This window comes from Solimonas variicoloris DSM 15731 (genome assembly GCF_000382285.1).
GTDB lineage: Bacteria > Pseudomonadota > Gammaproteobacteria > Nevskiales > Nevskiaceae > Solimonas > Solimonas variicoloris.
This window is the reverse complement of record NZ_KB907930.1, coordinates 1-22,060: the sequence shown is the minus strand read 5'-3', so window position 1 is coordinate 22,060 and position 22,060 is coordinate 1. Positions and strand designations below refer to the sequence as shown.

At 69.6% G+C, this 22,060-nt stretch carries 21 protein-coding genes and 1 pseudogene; 8 read left to right on the top strand and 14 right to left on the bottom strand.

Going from position 1 to position 22,060, the window contains the following annotated elements; translation table 11 throughout:
• Positions 1-152: 152 nt before the first annotated feature.
• Together H149_RS0109245 and H149_RS0109240 are read right to left on the bottom strand one after the other, a co-directional pair.
• A complete protein-coding gene (locus H149_RS0109245) occupies positions 153-2,111 on the bottom strand; it encodes a S9 family peptidase (protein WP_020649468.1) in 1,959 nt (652 codons plus the stop codon).
• A 64-nt stretch (positions 2,112-2,175) separates the two neighbouring features.
• Positions 2,176-3,027 carry a class I SAM-dependent methyltransferase gene (locus tag H149_RS0109240; RefSeq protein WP_020649467.1) on the bottom strand — a complete coding sequence of 284 codons (852 nt, stop codon included), beginning with the start codon at positions 3,025-3,027 and terminating at the stop codon, positions 2,176-2,178.
• A gap of 284 nt (positions 3,028-3,311) precedes the next feature.
• Between H149_RS0109240 and H149_RS23600 the strand changes: the two genes are divergently transcribed.
• A complete protein-coding gene (locus H149_RS23600; protein ID WP_039748614.1) occupies positions 3,312-3,662 on the top strand; it encodes a DUF4345 family protein in 351 nt (116 codons plus the stop codon).
• Between the two features lie 15 nt (positions 3,663-3,677).
• Here H149_RS23600 and H149_RS0109230 read toward each other — a convergent pair whose 3' ends face one another.
• Together H149_RS0109230 and H149_RS0109225 are read right to left on the bottom strand one after the other, a co-directional pair.
• Positions 3,678-5,726: an NADPH-dependent 2,4-dienoyl-CoA reductase gene (locus tag H149_RS0109230; protein WP_020649465.1), complete on the bottom strand. Its 2,049-nt coding sequence runs from the start codon at positions 5,724-5,726 to the stop codon at positions 3,678-3,680.
• Positions 5,727-5,795: 69 nt separating this feature from the next.
• Complete coding sequence (locus tag H149_RS0109225) at positions 5,796-6,362, bottom strand: thioesterase family protein (RefSeq protein WP_020649464.1); 567 nt, start codon at positions 6,360-6,362, stop codon at positions 5,796-5,798.
• Positions 6,363-6,555: 193 nt separating this feature from the next.
• On the opposite strand from H149_RS0109225, the gene H149_RS20405 reads away from it, so the two are divergent.
• A complete protein-coding gene (locus tag H149_RS20405) occupies positions 6,556-7,605 on the top strand; it encodes an alpha/beta fold hydrolase (RefSeq protein ID WP_020649463.1) in 1,050 nt (349 codons plus the stop codon).
• 22 nt (positions 7,606-7,627) lie between these two features.
• Here the strand turns inward: H149_RS20405 and H149_RS0109215 are convergent, their stop codons facing one another.
• The 6 genes from H149_RS0109215 to H149_RS22105 form a co-directional block, all read right to left on the bottom strand.
• Entirely contained in the window at positions 7,628-8,071 is a 444-nt protein-coding gene (locus H149_RS0109215) for a thioesterase family protein (protein WP_020649462.1), read from the bottom strand.
• A 196-nt stretch (positions 8,072-8,267) separates the two neighbouring features.
• Positions 8,268-9,014: a type I methionyl aminopeptidase gene (gene map, locus H149_RS0109210; protein WP_020649461.1), complete on the bottom strand. Its 747-nt coding sequence runs from the start codon at positions 9,012-9,014 to the stop codon at positions 8,268-8,270.
• A 342-nt stretch (positions 9,015-9,356) separates the two neighbouring features.
• Positions 9,357-9,797, bottom strand: coding sequence for a hypothetical protein (locus H149_RS0109205; protein ID WP_154654716.1), 441 nt, complete (start codon positions 9,795-9,797; stop codon positions 9,357-9,359).
• A 94-nt stretch (positions 9,798-9,891) separates the two neighbouring features.
• Positions 9,892-10,221, bottom strand: coding sequence for a YnfA family protein (locus tag H149_RS0109195; RefSeq protein ID WP_020649458.1), 330 nt, complete (start codon positions 10,219-10,221; stop codon positions 9,892-9,894).
• On the bottom strand, positions 10,218-10,676 hold the full coding sequence (locus H149_RS0109190) for a DUF4442 domain-containing protein (protein ID WP_020649457.1): 459 nt from the start codon (positions 10,674-10,676) through the stop codon (positions 10,218-10,220). The genes H149_RS0109195 and H149_RS0109190 overlap by 4 nt, the downstream gene beginning before the upstream one ends.
• On the bottom strand, positions 10,673-11,311 hold the full coding sequence (locus tag H149_RS22105) for a TetR/AcrR family transcriptional regulator (protein ID WP_020649456.1): 639 nt from the start codon (positions 11,309-11,311) through the stop codon (positions 10,673-10,675). Before H149_RS22105 ends, H149_RS0109190 begins: the two co-directional genes overlap by 4 nt.
• A gap of 384 nt (positions 11,312-11,695) precedes the next feature.
• Between H149_RS22105 and H149_RS0109180 the strand changes: the two genes are divergently transcribed.
• Entirely contained in the window at positions 11,696-13,492 is a 1,797-nt protein-coding gene (locus H149_RS0109180; protein ID WP_020649455.1) for an N-acyl-D-amino-acid deacylase family protein, read from the top strand.
• On the opposite strand, the gene H149_RS20395 is transcribed toward H149_RS0109180, so the two are convergent.
• Positions 13,470-14,126, bottom strand: coding sequence for a hypothetical protein (locus H149_RS20395; protein ID WP_020649454.1), 657 nt, complete (start codon positions 14,124-14,126; stop codon positions 13,470-13,472). The genes H149_RS0109180 and H149_RS20395 overlap by 23 nt on opposite strands.
• Positions 14,127-14,174: 48 nt before the next feature.
• Between H149_RS20395 and H149_RS0109170 the strand changes: the two genes are divergently transcribed.
• On the top strand, positions 14,175-16,229 hold the full coding sequence (locus tag H149_RS0109170) for a S46 family peptidase (protein WP_020649453.1): 2,055 nt from the start codon (positions 14,175-14,177) through the stop codon (positions 16,227-16,229).
• A 117-nt stretch (positions 16,230-16,346) separates the two neighbouring features.
• On the opposite strand, the gene H149_RS0109165 is transcribed toward H149_RS0109170, so the two are convergent.
• The gene (locus H149_RS0109165) at positions 16,347-17,333 is read right to left on the bottom strand and encodes an SMP-30/gluconolactonase/LRE family protein (RefSeq protein WP_020649452.1); all 987 of its coding nucleotides are present in this window, start codon (positions 17,331-17,333) and stop codon (positions 16,347-16,349) included.
• Positions 17,334-17,381: 48 nt separating this feature from the next.
• A complete protein-coding gene (locus H149_RS0109160) occupies positions 17,382-18,572 on the bottom strand; it encodes an acetyl-CoA C-acyltransferase (RefSeq protein ID WP_020649451.1) in 1,191 nt (396 codons plus the stop codon).
• A gap of 192 nt (positions 18,573-18,764) precedes the next feature.
• Here H149_RS0109160 and H149_RS0109155 point away from each other — a divergent pair, with 192 nt between their 5' ends.
• From H149_RS0109155 to thpR, 3 genes are all read left to right on the top strand, one after another.
• On the top strand, positions 18,765-19,820 hold the full coding sequence (locus H149_RS0109155) for a Glu/Leu/Phe/Val dehydrogenase dimerization domain-containing protein (RefSeq protein WP_020649450.1): 1,056 nt from the start codon (positions 18,765-18,767) through the stop codon (positions 19,818-19,820).
• A 47-nt stretch (positions 19,821-19,867) separates the two neighbouring features.
• Positions 19,868-20,353, top strand: a complete 486-nt coding sequence (locus H149_RS0109150; protein ID WP_020649449.1) for a CinA family protein — start codon at positions 19,868-19,870, stop codon at positions 20,351-20,353.
• A gap of 97 nt (positions 20,354-20,450) precedes the next feature.
• The gene (gene thpR, locus H149_RS20390; RefSeq protein ID WP_020649448.1) at positions 20,451-21,044 is read left to right on the top strand and encodes an RNA 2',3'-cyclic phosphodiesterase; all 594 of its coding nucleotides are present in this window, start codon (positions 20,451-20,453) and stop codon (positions 21,042-21,044) included.
• Between the two features lie 251 nt (positions 21,045-21,295).
• On the opposite strand, the gene H149_RS0109140 is transcribed toward thpR, so the two are convergent.
• The gene (locus tag H149_RS0109140) at positions 21,296-21,718 is read right to left on the bottom strand and encodes a hypothetical protein (RefSeq protein ID WP_020649447.1); all 423 of its coding nucleotides are present in this window, start codon (positions 21,716-21,718) and stop codon (positions 21,296-21,298) included.
• Positions 21,719-21,890: 172 nt separating this feature from the next.
• On the opposite strand from H149_RS0109140, the pseudogene H149_RS24040 reads away from it, so the two are divergent.
• Positions 21,891-22,060: pseudogene (locus H149_RS24040) on the top strand (IS5/IS1182 family transposase); the annotation flags it as partial.

Here is a 22,060-nt window from a genome sequence, read left to right as displayed (position 1 = left end):
TCCGCTAGGCCGGATCGTCGCTGGCGTCGTCTGCGCCGTGTCCGCGGCGGCTCCCCGAAACGCCGTCGGACGCCCGCGACCTTAGGCGCCGGCGCTGCCCCGGTCGAGTAGTAAATCCGGCCAGGGTCGCCGGCGGCGCGTTGCGGCGCGCTTCAGCGCGCGCCGAACAGCTGCTGCAGGAACAGCGTTTCGGCCTCGCGCTGCGCGTCGATGTTCTGCTTCTTGCGGAAGCCGTGGCCTTCGTCGCGAGCCAGCAGGTACCAGACGCGGTCGGCCGGCACGATGCCCTGCGCGCGGACCTTGGCGACGATCTGTTCGGCCTCGGTGTAGGGCACGCGCGGATCGTTGTAGCCCTGGATCACGAACAGCGGCTTCTTCATCTGCGCGCTGAGATTCAGCGGCGAGATCTGCGCGAAGATCTTCTGCATCTTCGGATCGCGCTCGTCGCCGTACTCGACGCGGCGCAGGTCGCGGCGATAGCCCTCGGTGTTCTGCAGGAAGGTCGTGAAGCTGGAGATGCCGACGATGTCGATCGCGCCGGCGAGGCGGTCGCTGTACGCGGCCAGCGAGGCCAGCACCATGAAGCCGCCGTAGGAGCCGCCGTAGACGACGACGCGGCCGGCGTCGAGGTCCGGCTGCGTCGCGATCCAGTCGAGCAGCGCGCCGATGTCCTTGACGCTGTCCTGGCGCTTCTCGCCGTTGTCGAGCTTGAGATAGGCCTTGCCGTAGCCGTCGGAGCCGCGCACGTTGGGCGCGATCACCGCGGCGCCGAGTTCGTTGGCCCAGAACTGCCGGCGCGTGTTGAAGCCCGGGCGATCCTGGCTCTCCGGTCCGCCGTGGATGTCGATGATGACCGGCGCGCGGCCGGCGCGGCGCGGCCGCGTGATCCAGGCCGGGATCTCGCGGCCGTCGAAGGAGCGGAACGCGATCAGCGACGGCGCGACCATCGCCGCCGCATCGAGGCCGCCCATCTCGCTCGTGGTCCAGCGCGTCAGCTGCGCCGCGGCGAGGTCCCAGACCCAGATGTCGGCGGGCGAGGTCGCGCTGTTGATGCCGATCGCCAGGCGCCGGCCGTCCGGCGCGAACTTGAGCGCGGTCAGCACGCCGACCGGCAGCGCCGGCTGCGGCAGCGCGAGCCGCGTGCGCAGATCCTCGACGACGACGCGCGAGCGGCCGCCTTCGTTGATCGAGTAGGCGAGCGTCTGGCCGTCGCGCGACAGCTCGAAGGCTTCGACGTTCCAGCGCAGGTCCGCGGGCGACACCGCGCTGCGCCGCTGGCTGGCCAGATCGATCCGCACCAGACGCTTGTAGTCACTGTCCTCGTCGGACAGCGTCAGGATGCTGCGGCCGCCGTCGACGTAGCGGCCGCCGTCGTAGGCGATCTCGCGCTTCGACGGCCGGATTTCGCGCACGGCCTGCGACGCGAGCTCGAGTTCGTAGAGCTTGCTGGAGGTGATCGAGAGATAGCGTGTGAACAGCACGCGCTGGCCGTCCGGGGAGACGTCGAGCGCGGCGATCGCACCGCTGCCGGCGTGGACGATGCGGCGGCTCGCCGGATCGGCGGGGTTCATCGCTTCGAGGCTGTAGTCGCCCGAGCCGGGCGTGACGCGGCTCCACAGCAGCAGCTTGCCGTCCGCCGTGACGAGGAAGCTCTCGTTGCGCGTTTTCGCTTCGGTGATCGCCGTTTCGGCGCCGGCGAGGCCGCTCAGATAGGCCTGGTAGTACTCGTCGCCGCCGCTGTCGCGCTCGAAGATGAAGCGGTTGCCGGAACCGGGAATCGCCAGCGCACCGGCGACCGGCTCGTCGAAGAACGTCAGCTGCGTGCGCGCGCCGCCCGGCACCGTCACGCGATGCAGCTGCGCGGTCTGGCCGAAGCGCGTGGTGATCAGCATCGAGCCGTCGTCGAGCCAGTCCTGGAACACCGCCGATCGCGTGTTCTGGTAGCGGCGCAGCGTTTCGCGCAGCGCCGGCGGCGTCTCCGGCACGTTCTCGAACACCAGCTTGCCGACTTCGCGGCGTGCAACGTTCGAGCCGGCATCGGCGGCCGCCAGCGCGGCGGAAGTGCACAGGCCGAGGCCGGCGAGGAGCGTGAGGAGCGGGATCGCTTTCATGGCGGATGGCGGCAGGGTGAGCGGCGGAGATCGGGCGGGGCCAGCGGTTTGCGCAGCGGCGCGACTACGGCACGGCGGCGGCGAGCGGCTTGACGAACTTCAACGTCATGCGGTCCGACTCGCCGATCGCGAGATAGCGCTCGCGGTCCTGGTCCTTCAGGCGCAGCGTCGGCGGCAGCGTCCAGACGCCGGCCGGGTGATCCTTGCTGTCCTGCGGATTGGCGTTGATCTCGGCGCGCGCGGCGAGCTCGAAGCCGGCGTTGCGGGCGAGCGCGATCACGTAATCCTCGTTGACGTAGCCGCTGTCCTTCATCTGCTGCAGCGTGCTGCCGGGCCGGGCGCGATGCTCGACGACGCCGAGCACGCCGCCGGGCTTGAGCGCCGCGAAGAACGCGTCGAAGGCCTGCTGCTCGAAGCCGCCGGAGACCCAGTTGTGCACGTTGCGGAAGGTCAGCACCGCGTCGGCGCTGCCGGGCGGCGCGATCGCGGTGCGCTGCGGCGGACCGAATTCGGTGACGAGCACCTGGCCGAAACGCGCCGGGTCGGCTTCGAGCTTGGCCCGGTAGGCGGCGACGCTGCGCTTGCTGTAGTCGGACGCCGTCGGCAGGCTCGCCGCCGGCGTCGCGGCGATGTAGCGGCCGTGCTCGTGCAGGTAGGCGGCGAGGATGTCGGTGTAGCCGGTGGTGCCGGGCCAGATCTCGACGACCGTCATCTGCGGCGCGATGCCGAAGAACGTCAGCGTCTGCTGCGGATGGCGGTAGCGATCGCGTGCCTTCTGCTCCGCCGGCCGCGCCGGATCGTCGATCGCGGCCTTCAGCGCGTGCGTGTCGACGCCGGCGGCGCTCGCGGCGCCGGCGAGCAGGAGCGCGGCGAAGCCGCCGGTGAAGGTTGCGCACAGCCGCTTGCCGATGTTCATGCCGTGGGTCCGGATTCGATCAGGGAAGCCGCGACCATAGCCGCTGCGGCACGGGCTGGCGAGAGGGATTCTGCCCCTGCCGCATGACGGCTCTGTCAGCTCGGCGACCGCGGCCTCGCCGCCGCTCGCCGCGCCGCTCGCGGCGGACGGTCGAGGTGTGCATCGGCAGAGCGGTGATCGCGGCGTGCCGCGCCGATGACCTCGCAGGTCATTGCCGGCGCCGTCGCGGCGGCGCATTTTTCGCCGGGCTGCAAGCCGGGCGAAAACCAGACGGAGCGATGCCGATGGGCGTGCTGAGCGCGGTGTCCCTGTTGTTCGCGCTGATGGGCGCGGCGGCGTTCGCGTCGCCGCGGACCCTGCTCGCACGGCTGGAGCTGCCGGCGACGACGCCGACCGCGCGCAACGAAGTGCAGGCCGTCTACGGCGGTTTCGGCCTGGCCGTCGCCGTCGTGCTGTTGCTGCCGCTGTGGCGGCCCGAGCTGCGCGCCGGCGTCGCCATCACGGTCGGCGCCGCGCTTGCCGGCATGGCGGCCGGCCGCGGCATTGCGCTGCTGCGCGAGCGGCCGAATGGCTGGGCGCTGCTGTTCCTCGCGATCGAGGCGATCGCGGCGGCGGCCTTGTTCGCCGCCGCCTGAGCGCCGCGCCGCGGCTCAGAGCGTCGCGGCCAGGCGCGAGCCCTGGTCGATCGCTCGCTTGGCGTCGAGCTCGGCGGCGACGTCGGCGCCGCCGACCAGATGCACGCGCGCGCCGCCGGCCTGCAGCGGCTCGTACAGCTCGCGCAGCGGCTCCTGGCCGGCGCACAGCACGATGGTGTCGACCTCCAGCAGCGTCGGCTTCTCGCGCTTCTCGCCGTAGCTGATCAGCAGGCCACGGGCGTCGATCGCCTCGTAGTTGACGCCGCCGATCATCTCGACCTTTTTCATCTTCAGCGATGCGCGATGGATCCAGCCGGTGGTCTTGCCGAGACGCTTGCCGAGCGCTTCGGCCTTGCGCTGCAGCAGCGTGACCTGACGCGCCGGCGGCGCGATCTCGGGTCTGGCGAGACCGCCGCGCGCCGCGGCCGGATCGGCGACGCCCCATTCGTGCAGCCACTCGGCGAGGTCGAGCGTCGGCGAATGACCGTCGAGCACCAGATACTCGGCGACGTCGAAGCCGATGCCGCCGGCGCCGATCACGGCGACGCGCGGCCCGACCGCCTTGCCGTCGCGCAGCACGTCGATGTAGCTCAGCACCTTGCCGCTCGCTTCCTGTTCCGCCTGACCCGGAATCTTCGGATTGCGCGGCGCCACGCCGGTGGCGAGCACGATCTCGTCGTAACCGCCGGCGAGCAGCGCCGGCGCCGAGACGCGGCTGCCGAGCTTCACCGTCACGCCGGTCGTCTCCAGCTTGCGGCGGAAATAGCGCAGCGTCTCGTGGAACTCTTCCTTGCCGGGAATGCGCTTGGCCATGTTGAACTGGCCGCCGATCTCGCTCGCCGCGTCGAACAGCTCGACGGCATGGCCGCGCTCGGCGGCGACGGTCGCTGCGGCGAGGCCGGCCGGACCGGCGCCGATCACGGCGATGCGCTTCTTCTGCGCCGCCGGCGCGTAGACCAGCTCGGTCTCGTGGCAGGCGCGCGGATTGACGAGGCAGCTCGCCGTCTTCAGCTGGAAGGCGTGATCGAGGCAGGCCTGATTGCAGGCGATGCAGGTGTTGATCTCGTCGGCGCGGTTCTGCGCGGCCTTCTTGACGAACTGCGGATCGGCGAGCAGCGGGCGGGCCATCGACACCATGTCGGCCTGGCCGCTGGCGAGGATTTGCTCGGCGACCGCCGGATCGTTGATGCGGTTGGTGGTGCAGACCGGAATGCCGACCTCGGGCTTGAGCTTCTGCGTCACCCACGCGAAGGCACCGCGCGGCACCGACGTGGCGATCGTCGGCACGCGTGCCTCGTGCCAGCCGATGCCGGTGTTGATGATCGTCGCGCCGGCTTTCTCGATCGCCTTGGCGAGCTGCACGATCTCGTCCCAGGTCTGGCCGTCCGGAATCAGATCCAGCATCGACAGGCGGTAGACGATGATGAAGTCGCGGCCGACCGCTTCGCGCATGCGCGAGACGATCTCGACCGGCAGGCGCATGCGGTTCTCGAACGAGCCGCCCCACTGGTCCTGGCGCTTGTTGACATGCGTGACGAGGAACTGGTTGATGAAGTAGCCCTCGGAGCCCATCACCTCGACGCCGTCGTAGCCGCCCTCGCGAGCTAGCACGCCGGCGCGCACGAAGGCGCGGATCTGGCGCTCGACGCCGCGCGCCGACAGCTCGCGCGGCGTGAACGGCGTGATCGGCGATTTGACGCGCGAGGCGGAAACCGACAACGGCGAGTAGCCGTAGCGGCCGGCGTGCAGGATCTGCATCGCGATCTTGCCGCCCTCGGCGTGCACGGCGTCGGTGATCTCGCGATGCGCGCGCGCGCCGGCGTGCGTCGACAGCTTCGAGGCGAACGGCGTCAGCCAGCCCTCGATGTTCGGCGCGAAGCCGCCGGTGACGATCAGGCCGACGTCGCCGCGCGCGCGCTCGGCGAAGTACGCGGCGAGGCGCGGAAAGTTCTTGCGGCGGTCTTCGAGGCCGGTGTGCATCGAGCCCATCAGCACGCGGTTCTTCAGCGTCGTGAAGCCGAGGTCGAGCGTCTGCAGCAGATGCGGATAAGGGGTGCTGGCCAAGGGAATGTCTCCTGCGAAAGAGGCCTTGCGGCTGGCAAAGGGAAAAGGGAAAAAGTGGGCGGGGCGACTTTACACTGCGTCGTTGCCGGCGGCCGCGGCGGCGTGCTCGGCCTTGAGCATGGCGCTGATGCGGTCCTGGTTCTCGCTCCAGCGCAGCACCCATTCCGGCAGCGTCGGCGTCTGTTCGCCGCCGCCGCAGGCTTCCATGATCTTGGCCGGCGGCACCGGGCCCTTGCTGCTGACGAACAGATAGCGCACCAGCACCAGCGCGCAGACGCGGCCGTCGCGCACGAAGCGGTGCTCGCCGTAGGTCCACTTCTGATCCCAGCCGAGCAGGCGCGACTGCAGCTCGTAGGTCTGGAACGGCTGCAGCGAGCTTGAAAAGCGCGCGTCGGAATCGCCGGCCACCGGCCGCCAGCCGCGGCGCAGCGCCTTCCACCACACGCCGCTGCGCAGGCCCAGATCGAGGCGGCCGAGATCGGCCACCGAGAAGTAGCGGCCGTTGTTCATGTGCAGGTTCATGTCGAGATCGCCCGGCCACACGCGCAGCGCGAGGCGACTCGTATCGAGCACGGCCAGCCGGCCGCGCCAGCGGAAGCTCAGCCAGATCCAGAGGCTGCGCCAGAGCATCATCATCGAACGGTTCCCCTTGAGTGGTGGGCGACGCTAGCGCAGGCGCCGGCCGGCTGCCATTGGCCGCGGCGCCGGCCGCGGCGCCGGTCGGGGCGCGCATTCGCCGGTGCGACAGGACCGCGGAGTCTGCGGCCATAACGGGCCGGAGCGCCGACGCTATGCTGGCGGCCATTTCAAGATCCGGGGGAGCGCCGCCATGTCGACGCCGATCGAAGTCCGCAGCGGCCAGTTCCGCTACCAGCAGTACACGCTCGCCTACGAGCTCTACGGTGCGGACGGCGGCATGCCTTGCATCCTCGTGCACGGCATCCTGCTCGACTCGCTGCTCAACCGCGCGCTGGCGCGCCGCTTCGCCGCGCTCGGCTATCAGGTCGCGCTGATCGACCTGCTCGGCCACGGCAAGAGCGACCGCAGCCGCGATCCCAAGGAGCACCGCGTCGATTTCTACGCCGATCAGGTTCTGGCGCTGCTCGACCATCTCGGCTGGTCGCGCGCCGTCGTCGGCGGCGTCTCGCTCGGCTGCATCACGGCGCTGACGGTCGCCGTCAAGGCGCCGCAGCGTTGCGCGGCGCTGTTCCTCGAAATGCCGGTGATGGAATGGTCGGCGCCGTGGGCGGCGCTGATTCTCTCGCCGCTGCTCGTCGCCTCGCGCTACAACCAGCCGGTGCAGGCGCGCATCGCGCGTCTGATCGGCCGCCTGCCGCGGCCGCCGGTCGACTGGCTCGCCAGCGCGATGAACGCCATTTCCAACGACCCGCGCGTCGTCGCCGCGATCCTGCACGGCGTGCTGGTTGGCCCCATCGTGCCGACGCTGGCCGAACGCCGCCGGCTGACGATGCCGGTGCTCATCATCGGCCACAGCGGCGACAAGCTGCACGAGCACCGCGACGCTCGCTCGCTCGCCACGCAACTGCCGAATGCGCGGCTGCTGATGGCCAGATCCATCCTGGAGCTGCGCACCCGGCCCGCGCGTCTCTGGCCGCAGATCGAAGCCTTCATGCGCGCCGCGCTGGACGCCGAAGCGGCGCCGGCTGCCGTGGTGGCGGACGCGCCGCGCGCAGCGCCGCGCAAGCCGGCTGCGCGCAAGCCGGCGGTCGCCGCCGAACGCGTAGCCGCGCGCAAGGCCCGGCCGGCCGAGGTCAAAGTCGCAGCCAAAGCTAAAGCCAAAGCGCCGGCTCGCAAGCCGGCGGCGGGCAAGGCCGGCACGAAGCGCGCCGCCAAGCGGCCGCGCACCGTCAGGCGCTAAGCCGCTGTGCGCCGGCCGGTGCTCAGCCGGCCGTATTCACCTTCGGAAACAGCGCGCGAAAGGTCTCCGGCATCGCCTCGACCTTCTTCGCCGTGTAGTTGAAGAACACGAAGCCGGACTTCGCCATCGCGATCAGCGTGCCGTCCGCCGGCCGCGTGATGCGGAACACGATGTCGCCGCCGTAGCGATTGAAGTCCATTACCCCGACCTCGAACAGCAGCTGGTCGCGCGCATAGGCCTCGGCGCGATACATCGTCGCCAGATCGGTGACGATGATGCCCAGCTGCGCATCCATCGGCTCCGTGATGCCGAACTCGAACAGGAAGCGGGCGCGCGCTTCCGAGATCATCGAGATCATCGCGTCGTTGCTCAGATGGTTCGCGCCGTTGATGTCGGTGATGCGCACGGTCAGCGTCGTGCGGTAGACGTAGGCATCCTCGGGAAACTGCAGGTTCAGGCGCGCCATCGGGGCATCCGTCGTGATCGAGGGCGGCGATTGTAGGGGAGGGCGGACGCCGGCGGGCGACGGGTCTGCGCGCCAGTCATGGACGCTGGTCGGGCGTGTTCCGCTGCCGCGAGCCTTGCCGCTGCGGCAAGGCCCGAGCGTGCCCGCGTGGCGGGGCCGGCCGTTCGATCGAGGCCGGGCTCCCGCCCGAAGGAGCTCAGTGCTGAGTGACCACGATCGGATCGCCCTTGGTGATGATCATCGTGTGCTCGTACTGCGCCGACAGGTTGCCGTGCGCGCCAACCAGGGTCCAGCCATCGTCGGTCTCGGTCACGATGCGGCTCTTCGTCGAGAGGAAGGGCTCGATGGTGATGACCATGCCTTCCTTCAGGATGCGCCGGTCCGCCGGATCGAAGTACCCGGCAATGCTCTCGGGCTCTTCATGGAGCGCACGACCCACGCCGTGGCTGCCGAGGTTCTCGATGATCTTGAAGCCGTAGGTCTTCGCCGTGCGCTGGATGGCGGCGCCGATGCCGTTGACGGGCTGGCCGGCGCGGGCCTGCTTCATCGCGTACTCGAGAGCGGTGCGGGTGGCATGGCACAGGCGCGTCTTCTGCGGATTGGTCGGCGGCACGACTTTCGTTCCGCCGGTATCGGCGAAATAGCCGTCCAGCTCGGCGGAAACGTCGACGTTCAATACATCACCGGCCCGGATCACGCGGTCGCCCGGGATGCCGTGTGCCGCCTGCTCGTTGATGCTGATGCAGGTCGCGCCCGGGAAGTCATACGTCAGCTGCGGCGCCGAGCGCGCGCCATGCCTTGCCAGCAACTGCTCGCCGATCGCGTCCAGCTCGCGCGTCGTCATGCCGGGCTCGGCCGCATCGAGCATTTCCTGCAGCACGTATGAAACGATCCTGCCGATGCGCTTGAGTGCTACGACGTCGTTTTCCGTTTCGATGGTCATGCGATGTCCTGTCTGAATGCGGTGAGATTACCCGACAAGTCTTCCGGCAGTCGCGCTGAAGCGGAATGCGCCTATGGAGTTCGTCGGCCGGGTGCGCTGATTAAGGCTTGATGAGCCAGCCCTATGGGAATCCGTAGTGCCCTACATTTTCATCTCTGGTTCAGCTGCGGCCCGATCTTTCGGCGGCGAGTGAACAAGGGATCCCGCTCGCGCAGAGCTTGCTGCACGATGCCAAGACAGGGCTTGTATTCCGCTTTCTTCAAGTCTGGCTCCCAGGCTCGACCGCGAGCTTGTCGATGCGCAGCGGCGGCAAGAGCGTCGACCGAGATGCGTGCTCGAGCCTCATGCTGACAGCGCGGCCGACTCCGACGACAGATCGGCCATGGACTTCAATTCCCGGGCGAGATTCATGAGTGCGTTGGGCTCGGTGTGGAGCCAAAGAACGGCGGTATTTTCCCTGGGGCCGGCTCCCTCTCTTACGGAGACTCTGACGCCAATGTGGCCCGAGCGATCCAGGGTTTCCAGATCGACAGAAATATCGAAGCTGCCACTGACGGCTAAAAAGGACGCTGAAGCGGGAAGTTGCTCGGGGAACACAGCGAGCGTCTCGGCAAATGAGATCAGTTGCCGGGCTGATGTATAGCCCTCGCCGGTCGCGGCGATCACATCGTTCATTGCGTGAATCCGGACAAGGACAAGTCCGTCTTCATCCGGTTCTGTGAGTCGATCGAACGAAAGGATCGGCTTATCTTTCATGTCGCCCACTCTGACTTGATGATCCACGCGTAATCCTCTCAGTGCTGCAGGCTTGTTCGATTAGACCGGGACCGAGGTAACGCGGCAATGCGGCCCGGCCGTTCGGGTGGAAGCGGATCAATCAGCGCCGCGCGCCGAGCACGATGACGGCGGCGCCGGCGAGGCACAGCGCGGCGCCGAGCAGGTCGGTCGCCGTCGGGCGTATGCCGTCGACGCGCCACAGCCAGATCAGCGCCACGGCGATATAGATGCCGCCGTAGGCGGCGTAGACGCGGCCGGCGGCGGTCGGGTGCAGCGTCAGCAGCCAGGCGAACAGCGCGAGGCTGGCGGCGGCGGGCAGCAGCAGCCACGGCGTGCGCTGTTCGCGCAGGACCAGATACGGCAGGTAGCAGCCGACGATCTCGGCGAGCGCGGTGGCGACGAACAGCGGCAGCGCCTGCAGGATGTTCATGCCGCGGCGCGCTCCTTCTTGCGGCGCACGTACAGCGTCTTCAGCACGCGTGCGACGAGCTTGCCGTCACCGTCGGTGATGTCGACGCGATACTCCGGCAGCACGGCCTGGCCGCGCGCGGCCTCGCGGCGCAGGCGTTCGATCTCGGCGGGCGGCATGCGAAAGCGCGCGTAGACGGTGCCGCGCCCCGGCGCGATGAAGTCGATCCGCGCGGACTTGTCCCAGACGATGTGGTCCGGGCCGATCTGGCGCATCAGCATCAGCATCAGGAACGGATCGGCCATCGCGTAAAGGCTGCCGCCGAACTGCGTGCCGACCGCGTTCCGGTTGTACCAGCGCAGCGTCATGCTGACGTCGATTTCCGAATAGTCGGCGCTGACGCGGTCGACGCGGATGCCGGTGAAGAGATAGGGCGGGTAGAGGTTCAGCAGCAGGCGGAACAGGCGCGGGTTCATGGCGCGGCTCCGGGGTCGGGGCTGCCGATGAAGTCGGCGAGCAGGGCGGTGAGCTGGGCCAGCATCTCGCGCTCGCGCAGCTTGAGGTCGCGCAGCTCGCCCTGGGCGATGGCGTCGAACACGCGTTCGACGGTCAGCAGCAGCATCGCGTCGCTCTCGCGCGCGGTGCGGCCGCGGCCGAGCCGCTGGCGCAACGCGGCGATGATGGCGAGCTGGCGGCGCTGCAGATTGCGGTAGAAGTCCTTCACGCCCTCGTCGGCCGGCACCAGGCCCAGCAGCGAGGCGCGCAGGCCGTACCAGCGCACGTGCAGCTTGAGCGCGGACTTCAGCACGCGCCGGGCGACTTCGGTCGGCGAGCCGGGCGCCTGCGCCTCGGCGCTGATCACGTCCCACTCGCCGGTGATCCAGAAGTCCCAGGCTGCCAGCAGGATTTCGCGCTTGTCCTTGAAGTGCTTGTAGAACGTGCCGGTCGCGTAGCCGGCGTGCCGGGCGATCTCGCCGGCATCGACGCCGTAATAGCCATGCACGTTGAAGCACTCGGCGGCGGCGGCGACGAGGCGTGCGCGCGTTTCGGTCGGCGCGCCGCGGCGCGGGCGCGTTTCCGGATGCGGCGGAGGGCGAGAGCGGGTGGACATGCGCCGGATGGTAGCGGATCGCCTGTGCCGCGAGCATTAGTGAGGAGTCTTTCACTTTCGGCCGGGGATGTGCCACTATCCGCCGCAAGGCGGGTGGAGAAGCGCGGACAACGCGACGGCCACGGTGACCGGTCCGAATCAGGATCGGCGTCGGCGCCATCCGCACACGGCGGTGTCGTGGGCTTCAGGCAAGGTCTGAATAACACCGTCATCGCGAGGCCGCGCAGCGGCCGTGGCGATCCGGAGGCGCCGCGTGCATCGCGCGCCGCCGGATGGCTTCGTCGCCTGCGGCGCCTCGCGATGACGATGGATGCGTTTTTTCAGAGCTTCCTCAGGCCCGCGTCGCTGGCGAAACCGCTGAAGAACGAGAGGAGGAGAGAGGCCATGCCTCAGACTTACGACATCATCATTCGCGACGGACTTTACTTCGACGGCCTCGGCGCGCCGGCCGTGCCGCGGCACATCGGCGTGCGCGACGGCCGCGTCGTCGCGGTTTCGGAGGTGCCGCTGGCCGAAGCCGGCTGCGCGACGGTGATCGACGCGCGCGGCCGCTGGGTGATGCCCGGCTTTCTCGACACGCATACGCATTACGACGCGGAGCTGATCGCCGCACCCTCGCTGAAGGAAAGCGTGCGCCACGGCGTGACGACGGTGACGATCGGTTCGTGCTCGATCAGCATGATCCTGTCCGAGCCGGAGGACTGCTCGGACCTGTTCACGCGCGTCGAGTCGGTGCCGCGCACGCAGGTGCTGCCGTTGCTGCGTCAGAAAAAACGCTGGAACACGATCGGCGGCTACGTGGATTTCCTGCAGCGCCATCCGCTCGGGCCGAACGTGTGCTCGTTCCTCGGCCACTCCGACCTGCGCGTGCATGTGCTGGGCCTGGATCGCGCGGTCGACGCCCAGGCGCAGCCGACGGAGCCCGAGCTGCGCAAGATGGAAACGCTGCTCGACGAGGCTGTCGACGCCGGCCTGCTCGGCCTGTCGACGATGACGACGACCTGGGACAAGCTCGACGGCGAGCGTCAGTGGTCGAAGTCGCTGCCGTCGACCTACGCGCGCTGGCGCGAGTTCCGGCGCCTCAACCGCGTGCTGCGCCGCCGCGGCGCGATCCACCAGGGCGCGCCGAACATCGTCACCAAGGTCAACGTCGTCGGCTTCCTGCTGGAGAGCGCCGGCTTCTGGCTGCGCCGCAAGCTGAAGACGACGCTGATCACGCTGATGGACGTCAAGGCCAATCCGCTGCTGCACCGCACGGTCGGGCCGCTGGCGACGTGGTGGAACCGGCTCGCCAACGCGGACTTCCGCTGGCAGGCGCTGCCGGTGCCGTTCGAGGTCTACGCCGACGGCATTGACCTGGTGATCTTCGAGGAATTCGGCGCCGGCGAGGCCGCGCTGCACCTGAAGACCGAGGTCGAGCGCAACGCGCTGTTCAAGGACCAGGCCTACCGGCGCTGGTTCCGCCGCAATTACGAGAACCGTCTGCAGCCGCGCGTCTGGCATCGCAACTTCCACGACGCGACCATCGTCGGCTGCCCGGATGCGAGCCTGGTCGGCCAGACCTTCGGCGCGATCGCCGATGCGCGCGGCCTGCATCCGGTCGACGTGTTCCTCGATCTCGTCGTCGAGCACGGGCGCAAGCTGCGCTGGAAGACGGTGATCGCCAACCATCGCCCCGAAGGCATCAAGCGCATCCTGCGCGAGCCGGCGACGCTGGTGACCTTCGCCGATTCGGGTGCGCACATCCGCAACATGGCCTTCTACAACTTCCCGCTGCGCATGCTCAAGCTGGTGCGCGATGCCGAGCGCGAAGGGCGGCCGTTCATGAGCATCGAGCATGCGGTCTGGCGGCTGACCGGCGAACTGGGCCAGTGGTTCGGCGTCGACGCCGGCACGCTGCGCGTCGGCGATCGCGCCGATCTGGTCGTCGTCGATCCGCAGGCGCTGGATGCGCGGCTCGAGGCCTACCACGAGGCGCCGATGGAAGCGCTCGACGGTCTGCAGCGCATGGTCAATCGCAGCGACGGCGCGGTCGAGGCCGTGCTGATCGGCGGCCGCGTCGCCTACCGCAACGGCGATTTCGCGCCGACGCTCGGTGTCGAACGCGGCTACGGCGTGTTCCTGCCGTACGGCCGCAAGGCCGCGCCGGAGCCGCCGCTCAGCGTCGCGGCGGCGGCATAGCGGCGGCGATCGCCACGTAGCCGGCCCCCATCAGCAGCGCGTACCACCATTCGACGATGTTGATCAGGCTGCCGTCGTCGTCGAAGGCGCGCAGCGGAATGCTGGCCAGGCCGAGGCCGAGCAGGGCCGCGCACAGGGTCGCGAGCAGCGCGCGCTGGCGCCGCGTCACGGCGGGCGCTTTCTCGATCAGCACGGCGGCCAGCATTTGCGCCAGCACCGTGCCGGCGAAGTAGATCGTGATGCCGTAGCGGCGCAGCCACTGGTAGATGCGGCCCTCGACGCCGAGGACGCTGGCGTACAGCGCCAGGAAGGCGGCCGCCAGCAGACCGAGCGCGAGCACCATCGCGACGCGCCGCGGCGCGTCCGGGCGCAGCGCGCGCAGCCGTTCGGCGATGCGCCGCCAGAACAGCGCGAGCATCAGCACGTGCACCAGCATCAGCGGCTTGAACAGCAGATTCGCGCTGCCGTGCCGCGCGGCGCGGCTGATCGACGTGCAGCCGTCGAAGTACGGCACGCAGGCCGGCGCGTAGCCCTCGCGGATCGACAGCAGGTAGGCCAGATGCACGGCGAGGAACGGCAGGCCGGCGACCAGCCAGGCGTAGCGCCGTAGGGGAATTCGCTCTGGAGCGCGCATGCGGCGGAGTTTACCCTTGCCGGATTCGCCGCCCGACAAGGAGCAGACATGATCTTCCGCCATCCACAGGCCTGGCTCGCCGCCGCACTGAGCCTGTGCACCGTTTCCGCGAGCGCCGCCGAAGGCATGTGGACGCTCGACAATCTGCCGCGCGCCCAGCTCAAGGCGCGCTACGGCTTCGAGCCGGACGCGAAATGGGTCGATCACGTGATGAAGGCGTCGGTGCGTCTCGCCGGCGGTTGCTCGGGCTCGTTCGTGTCGAAGGACGGGCTGGTGCTCACCAACGCGCACTGCGTGCTCGACTGCGTGCAGAATCTGTCCGGCGAGAAGGATCGGGTCAACGAAGGTTTCGTCGCCCGCAAGCGCGAGGAGGAGCTGGCCTGTCCGTCGGTCGAGCTGAACCGCCTCGAGCAGATCACCGACGTCAGTGCGCGCATCGCCAAGGCGACCGCCGGCAAGACCGGCCAGGCTTACGTCGAGGCCAAGCAGGCGGCGCAGGCGGCGATCGAGTCCGAGTGCACCGGCCGCGACGCCGCGCATACGCGCTGTGACATCGTCGAGCTCTACAACGGCGGCCAGTACGGTCTCTACCGCTACCACCGCTTCCAGGATGTGCGCCTGGTGTTCTCGCCGGAGTATCAGGCGGCGTTCTTCGGCGGCGATCCGGACAATTTCAACTTCCCGCGCTACAACCTCGACATGGGCCTGCTGCGCGCCTACGAGAACGGCAAGCCGGCGAAGATCAAGGACTACTTCCCGCTGAACACGGCGGGCGCAGCGGTCGGCGAGCTGACGATGGTCACCGGCCATCCGGGCTCGACCGAGCGCCAGCTGACCGTCGCCCAGCTCGAAGCGCTGCGCGACTACCGCCTGTTCGACGGCGCGCTGTACTACGCGGAACGCCGCGCGATGCTGTCGCAGTACAGCCGCATCGGCGACGAAGCGGCGCGCCAGGCACAGACCGATCTGACGTACACCGAGAACAGCCTCAAGGTCTACCGGGGCGAGCTCGAGGCGCTGCACGATCCGGCGGTGTTCGAGCGCAAGCGCGATGAAGAGGCGGTGCTGCGCGCGGCGGCGGCGTCGACCGCGCCGTGGGACGAGATCGCGCGCGCCGAGACGGTGCTGCGCAATCACTACGCGCGCTACCAGATGCTCGAGGGCAAGCGGGCGCCGCTGGCCTTCTTCTCCGAGCATTTCCGCATCGCCCGCGCGCTGGTGCGCCACGCCGAGGAAATGCGCAAGCCGAACGAGGCGCGCCTGCCGGAGTTCCAGGACGCGGCGCTGCCGACGCTCGAACAGCGCGTGATGTCGAAGGCGCCGATCTATCCGGAGTACGAGAAGGCCAAGCTGACCTGGTCGCTGACCAAGCTGCGCGAGGCGGTCGGCCCGGATGACGCACTGGTCAAGCTGGTGCTCGGCAAGCAGTCGCCGGACGAACTGGCGCGCGATCTGATCGACGGCAGCAAGCTTGCCGATCCGGCCGTGCGCCGCGCGCTGTGGGACGGCGGGGCGGCGGCGATCGCGGCTTCGAACGATCCCTTCATTCGCCTGGCCCGCGCCGTCGACGCGCCGGCACGCGCCGAGCGCAAGACGCTCGAGGCCGAGGTCGAAGGGCCGGAGTCGCGCGCCGCCGAGGCGATCGCCAAGGTCCGCTTCGCCAAGCTCGGCACCTCGGTCTACCCGGATGCGACCTTCACGCTGCGCTTCTCGTACGGCGAAGTGAAGGGCTGGGACGAGGACGGCACGCCGGTGCCGCCGTTCACCGATCTCGCGGGGGCGTTCGCGCGCCAGACCGGCCGCGATCCGTTCGAGCTGCCGAAGACGTGGAACGCCGCCAGGGACCGGCTGGATCTGGCCACGCCGTACAACTTCGTGACCACCAACGACATCATCGGCGGCAACTCCGGCAGCCCGATCATCAACCGCAAGGCGGAGATCGTCGGTCTGGCCTTCGACGGCAACGCCCATTCGCACGGCGGCGCTTTCTGGTTCGACGACAAGCTCAACCGCTGCGTCGCCGTGCATCCGGCGGCGATCGCCGAAGCGCTCGACAAGATCTACGGCGCGCCCGGCCTGCTCAAGGAAATGCAGGGCCGGTAAGCCGCGCCCGCGTTCGATCGCGGCAAGGGGCGGCAAGGGAAAGAGGGGCGCGCCGGATGGCGCGCCCCTCTTCTTGTGTCCGCTTTGTAGTGAAGGCGCGTGGCCCGGGGCGCCGGCCTACGGCTTGCGCCGGAACACCGACAGGCGGTTGCCGATCGGGCTCGTGGTGTCGCCGAGGATGCCTTTTTCGGTGACCAGCAGTTCGTCGGGCGTGAACAGCGGCGCGCGGCCGGCGCGGACCTGCGAGGGGAAGCTGAAACCGAAGGGCGCGGTTTTCGACTGCACGGTGCCGTCGGCGCCGATCAGCGCGATCTGACCGCTGCTGTAGAACGCCGCGAGCAGTGCGTCGCCGACGACGCTGAAGTCGTCCGGGACGGCGCCGAAGCGCGCGAACGGCGTCACCGCGCCGGCGCTGCCGTCGGCCGCGATCGCGATTGCGCGAATCACGCCGAGGCTGCCGACGCCCAGATCGCTGACGTACAGTGTGCGGTCGCGCCGCTGCAGGCCGTTCGGCGCGATCAGGCCGCTCGCGAGCCAGTCGCTCTGCTCGCTCACTTTCAGCGGATCGGCGGGGTCCAGGCGCAGGCGCACGATCTTCGGGTCGGGCAGCGCGTCCGTCGCCAGCGGACCGTTGGCGACGTACAGCTCGCCGTCCGGTCCCTCGGCGAGGCCGTTCGGCGCGTGCAGGCCGAGATCGTGGATCGGCTGCAGGGCCGGATGCGCGTCGAGCGGCGCCGCGTAGAGACGGCCGTCGAAGCAGTTCGCGTACAGCGTGTCGCGGACGATGGCCAGGCCGGTGAAATTGCAGCTGCCGGCATAAAGCGGCGTCGCCGCGTAGCCGTCGCCGTCGCGCGTCACCTCGTAGACGTTGCTGCCGCCGGAGACGAACAGGCGGCCGCCGTCGCTGAAGCGCAGGTTCTCGGCATCCGCGATCGTCAGCAGCGGGATCTTCTCGCCGCAGTCGCTGGCGACGCACAGCGCCGCCGGATCGACCGGCGCTTCGCCGCCGCCGGCCGGGTCGCCCTGCGAGGAGCAGGCCGCCGCAAAAAGAAATCCGCAGGCGGCGAGCCTGCGGATTCCGGTTTTCCCCTTTGTCGTGTTCATCAGAGATCCCCCGATCTCCGGCGCCGGTGCGGCGCCACGACGGCTTTCTTACAGCATCTCGATCGCCAGCGCGACGGCTTCGCCGCCGCCGATGCACAGCGAGGCGACGCCCTTCTTGCCGCCGCTCTTCTTCAGCGCGCCGATCAGCGTGGTGACGATGCGCGTGCCCGACGCGCCGATCGGGTGGCCGAGCGCGCAGGCGCCGCCGTGCACGTTGACCTTGTCGTGCGGCAGCTGGTGCTCCTTCATCGCCGCCATCGTCACGATCGCGAAGGCTTCGTTGATCTCCCAGAGGTCGACGTCGCCGACGCTCCAGCCGGCCTTGGCCAGCACCTTCTCGATGGCCTGCACTGGCGCGATCGTGAACTCGGCCGGCAGGCGCGAGTGCGTGGCGTGCGCGACGATGCGGGCGAGCGGCTGGATGCCGCGGCGGGCGGCTTCCGACTGGCGCATCAGCACCACCGCGGCGGCGCCGTCGGAGATCGAGCTGGCGTTGGCGGCGGTGACGGTGCCGTCCTTCTTGAACGCCGGCTTGAGCGTCGGGATCTTCTCGGGCATCGCCTTGAACGGACCTTCGTCGCGGCTGATGCGCTCGACGCCCTTCTTGCCGGCGACTTCGACCGGCACGACCTCGAAGTCGAAGCTGCCGTCCTCGTTGGCCTTCTTGGCGCGCGCCAGCGACTCGATCGCGAACGCGTCCTGCATCTCGCGCGTGAAGCCGTACTGTTCGGCGGTGCGCTCGGCGAAGACGCCCATCGGCGTGCGCTTCTCGTAGGCGTCCTCGAGACCGTCGAGCGCCATGTGGTCGAGCAGTTCGCCGTGACCGAAGCGGTAGCCGCCGCGCGCCTTGGCGAGCAGGTACGGCGCGTTGCTCATGCTTTCCATGCCGCCGGCGACGACGACGTCGTTGCTGCCGGCCTTGATCAGGTCGTGCGCCAGCATGATGGTCTTCATGCCCGAGCCGCAGACCTTGTTGACCGTGGTGGCGCCGCAGGCGTCCGGCAGGCCGGCGCCGCGCGAGGCCTGGCGCGCCGGCGCCTGGCCCTGGCCGGCCGGCAGCACGCAGCCCATCAGCACTTCTTGCACGTCGGCCGGGGCGAGGCCCGAGCGCTCGACCGCCGCCTTGATCGCCAGCGCGCCGAGCTGGTTGCCCGAGAAGCCCGACAGCATGCCGAGCATGCCGCCCATCGGCGTGCGGGCGATGCCGGTAATGACGATCGGATCGGAAGACGATGACATGCGCAAAGCTCCTCTGCTGGGCGCGGGCGCCCGTGGATGGAAAAGTCCGCCATTTTAGCGCGCGCCGGCCGGCGCGCTGCCGGGCCGCGTCGTGCACGGCGGCGCGGCGGCCGCCTGAGGAATGCCCCGGCTGGTCGGCGCGGGGGTGCTGGCTACAATCCACGTCCGTTTTTGTCCGGAGTGGACGCCGCCATGGCCCTGTTCTCGCATCCCGAGTTCGATCACCACGAAACCGTCAGCTGGTGCCACGACGCCGAGACTGGCCTGCGCGCGATCATCGCCGTCCACAACACGAATCTCGGCCAGGGCCTCGGCGGCTGCCGCATGTGGCCGTACCGCAGCGAGGCCGAGGCGCTGACCGACGTGCTGCGCCTGTCGCGCGGCATGACCTACAAGGCTGCGCTCGCCGGCCTGCCGCAGGGCGGCGGCAAAAGCGTGATCATCGGCGATCCGCGTCGCGACAAGACGCCGGAACTGATGCGGGCGATGGGCCGCGCCGTGAACCGCCTCGGCGGCGCCTACGTGGTCGCCGAGGATTCCGGCACCAGCGTCGCCGACATCCGCCTGATGGCCGAGCAGACCGCGCACGTCGGCGGGCTCGCCGATGCCGCCTCGGTCGCCGCCGGCCGCACCGGCGATCCGTCGCCGGCCACTGCCTACGGCACCTTCATCGGCCTCAAGGCCGCGGTGCGCCACGCGCTGCAGCGCGACGCGCTCAAGGGCCTGAAGGTCGCCATCCAGGGCCTCGGCAACGTCGGCTCGCGGCTCGCGCGGCACCTGCACGAAGCCGGCGCCGAGCTGTGGGTGACCGATCTCTACGCGCCGGCCGTCGAGCGCTGCGTCGCCGAGCTCGGCGCGCACGCGGTGCCGATGGACGAGATCCACAAGCTCGACGTCGACGTGTTTGCGCCCTGCGCGCTCGGCGCGGTCCTCAACGACACGACGATTGCCGAGCTCCGCGCACGCGTCGTCGCCGGCGCCGCCAACAACCAGCTCGCCGTCGCCGACGTGCACGGCGAGGCGCTGCGCGCGCGCGGCATCCTCTACGCGCCGGACTACTGTATCAACGCCGGCGGCATCATCGACATCTACTACGAAGGTCCGGGCTACGACTGGGCGACGGTCGAAGCGCATCTGCAGCGCATCGGCACGACGCTGACCGAGATCTTCGAGCGTGCCGATCGCGAGGGCCTGCCGACCTACCGCGTCGCCGACCGCATGGCCGAGGAAATTTTCCGCAAGCGCTGAAGGTGTGGCGGCGCGACAGCGCCGCGCGGATTGCCTAAAGTCCGGCCATGAGCGACCGACTCGTGGAACGTATCGCCGCGGCGCTGCTGGCGCGCGGCGAATGGCTGGCGACCGCCGAATCCTGCACCGGCGGCCTGATCGCCAAGCTGCTGACTGATCTGCCCGGCTCGTCGGGCTGGTTCGAGCGCGGCCTCGTCACGTATTCCAATCTCGCCAAGATGGAACTGCTCGGCGTGCCTGACGCCGTGCTCGCCGAGCATGGCGCGGTCAGCGACGAGTGTGCGCGGGCGATGGCGCGCGGCGTGCTGCGCGCCGGGCCGGTCGACTGGGGCGTCGCCGTCACCGGCATCGCCGGGCCCGGCGGCGGCAGCGACGACAAGCCGGTCGGCACGGTGTGGATCGCCTGGAGCCAGCGCGGCCACGCCCCGGACACGCATCGTTTCTTCTTCGAAGGCGGTCGCGACAGCGTGCGCGAGCAGACCGCGCAGGCCGCGCTCGAAGGCCTGCTGTACCGCATTCACGAAGCGGCCTGAGCCGCGGCCGGAAGCGTCGCGCGGCGGCGGCGGGTTCGAACGGTGCGGCGGCGCAGGTACACTGCGCAGGTCCCGCCGACCCGACCGACTCGCCCGCATGGAACCGAACCGCCTGTTCTTCGCGCTATGGCCCGGCGAAGCGGTGCGCGCGTCGTGCCAGGCAGCGGCCCGGCAGCTCAACATCCGCATGCCGTCCGGCGGCTATCTGAGCAAGCCGGAGCGCTATCACATCACGCTGCTGTTCCTCGGCGACCGCGTGCTGCCGGCGCGGCAGGATGCGGCGCTGAAGGCCGCGGCGCTGGTCCATGCGCCGTCGTTCACGCTCACGCTCGACCATGCCAGCTCGTTCCGCAATCGCGAGATTCCGTGGTGGCTCGGCGCGCGCACGCTGCCGCCGGAGCTGAACAGTCTGTACGCGCGGCTGCGCGACGCGATGGTGCAGGCCAACGTGCCGCTGGAGCGCATGCGCTTCGTGCCGCACCTGACGATCGTGCGCAACGCCAAGCTGGCATTGCCGCCGACGCCGATCGAGCCGATCGCCTGGGACGTCGGCGAGTTCGCGCTGATCCGCAGCCGCCTCGATCTGCAGCCGGTCCGTTACGACGTGCTCGGCCGCTGGCCGCTCGACGGCGACGCGGGCACGCCGCCGGCCCCGGCGCCGGTGCGCGCGCAGCTCGATCTCGGCTTCTGAAGTCCCGGTTGCCGGCAGGGCGCCGGCATCTCGAGCGCCGTCGAGCGTAGCAATCGGTCGGCGCGGCGACGGGGCTGGCTTGCGCCATGAGCGGCTACGCACGGGGAGGCGCTTTCCGGATTCGCAGTGCAGTAGCGTGGTGGCGCGCGTGATCGCCCGGAGGGCGGCTTCGGCACCGGAATTTGCGTGAGGGTTTGCCGGCGGGCTCGTGCGTGACGGCGGCGGGGCGCGGCCATCGCGCCAAGGCGGATTCAGGCGGGTGTGCCGCCGTCCTTCGCTGCCGACTGCGCGGCGACCACGATGCGCTGCAGCCCGAACCAGAACAGTGCATGCATGCACCGGACCATGTGCTCGCGGGGCAGGTCGGGGCGCTCCCGCCACCATTTCGCCAGCTGTTCACCGCCGCCGGACATGATGTGCGAGAAGGCCATCAGGTCGGCGTCCTCCAGCTCGGGTGTGACATGCGCCTTGAGCAATTGCGCGATGTGGCCCACGGTCACGAAGCGCAGGCGGCGGGCTTCGGTGGCGGCGGGACCGGCGACGGCGGCGCCGCCGCCGAACAGCACGTCCCAGGCGGCGCCGTTCGTTTCGACGAACTCGAAGTACGTCCGGATCATGCGCTCCAGCTGCAGGCTGGCATCCTTGGCGCTGTCGCCGCTGACGGCATTCTTCATACCGTCTTCGAGCTTGCTGCGCGCGCGCCGCAGGCAGGCTAGATAGTCGGCCCTGAACAACCCGCCCGCCCCTTACCCGGCGCGGGCTGAGCACCCTTGAGGCCTTGCCGAATCCTCCAGTTTCCAGTGCAATCGCATTCACTTTCTGGAAGATTTGGAGCGCAGGTTTTCAATGACCACCCCGGACTTTTTCCGCGCCCGGCTGGATGCGATGATCGATCTGCGTCACCCGCTCGCGGTATTGGCAACCCGCATGCCGTGGGCCGAGATCGAATCGGCGCTGGCGCCGTGCTTTGCCCGTCAGGACCGGCAGGGACGCCCGATCGAAGGCCTGGATCTGTT